Here is a 1098-nt window from a genome sequence, read left to right as displayed (position 1 = left end):
CCAGCATCGCCGTGCCGCCGACCAGCAGCGACAGGCGAACGATACCCCATTCCTCGGCCGACAGCATCATGCCGTCATCGCGTCGCGAAACCATAGCGGCGGAAAATCACCTTGCCTTCGCCCGACAGCAGGAAGCGGCGAAAGCCCTCGCCCTCCGGGTTGGTCGAGGCTTTTAGCCGGGCGAGCGGATAGGTGATCGGCGGATGGCTCGCCGCCGGGAACAGTCCGACGACATGGACTCGCGGCGACGCCTTCGCATCGGTGGCATAGACGATGCCATAAGGGGCCGCGCCCCGCTCGACGATGGCCAGCGCCGCGCGGACATTCTCGGCGCGCACGACATGGGATGCGACCATCTCCCAGGCACCGAGCTTCTTGAGCGCGGCCTTGCCATATTTGCCGGCGGGCACGCTGTCGGTATCCGCCATGGCGAGCGGCCCGGCGGAGAGCGTCTTGCCCAGCGTGCGCGTAGTCACCTGTCCGCCCTTGCCCGCAGGCGCGATCACGACCAGCCGATTGCCCAGAAACGCGCTGCGGGTCTTGTCGGCGAGCAGGCCGTCCTTTTGCAGGACATCTATCCATTCTTCATCGGCCGAAGCGAACAGATCGGCCTTGCCACCCGCCTGCACCTGCCGCGCCAGCGCGGAGGAGGCCGCAAAGGAGATCACGGGGCGGGGATGACCCTTCTTCGCCCAAGCATCGGCGGCGGCGGTCATCGATTCCTGAAGGCTGGCAGCGGCAAGGACCAGCGGGGGGCGGACCTGCGCAACGGCCGGAACGGACAGGCTGAGTGCGCCAATCAGTGCTGCAAATCGTAGTCCCATCAACGGCGTCCCCTTTTCGCCTTGATGGCGTTCAAAGGCTGTAACGCACAAGGAACGATTTTATCCCAACAGATCCTCCCCGGCACGGGGAGGGGGACCGCCGCGAAGCGGTGGTGGAGGGGGACCGCCACATAAGACGCCCTTGGCTGAAGCCCCCTCCGTCAGCCCGGCGGGCTGCCACCTCCCCGTACCGGGGAGGATCTTTTACGCTTCGTCGCCCATGCTGAGCGCGGCGATCAAAGTTCAAGTCGTGCTTTCTACCCACATAAACTCG

The 1098-nt window shown here is 65.7% G+C and carries 1 protein-coding gene; it reads right to left on the bottom strand.

The window, feature by feature from the left end; all coding sequences use genetic code 11:
• Window positions 1-74 precede the first annotated feature (74 nt).
• Entirely contained in the window at window positions 75-824 is a 750-nt protein-coding gene (gene modA, locus NS355_RS17860; protein WP_058746877.1) for a molybdate ABC transporter substrate-binding protein, read from the bottom strand.
• Window positions 825-1098: the final 274 nt, after the last annotated feature.

The sequence above is a fragment of the Sphingomonas yabuuchiae genome, assembly GCF_001477495.1.
In the GTDB taxonomy this organism is placed as follows: domain Bacteria; phylum Pseudomonadota; class Alphaproteobacteria; order Sphingomonadales; family Sphingomonadaceae; genus Sphingomonas; species Sphingomonas yabuuchiae_A.
The sequence above is the reverse complement of the archived record's forward strand: the minus strand, read 5'-3'. Positions and strand labels throughout refer to the sequence as shown.

What these genes read in the sequence shown, in the direction of transcription:
- modA (WP_058746877.1), bottom strand. Translation starts at nt 824, where the DNA reads ATGGGACTACGATTTGCAGCACTGATTGGCGCACTCAGCCTGTCCGTT.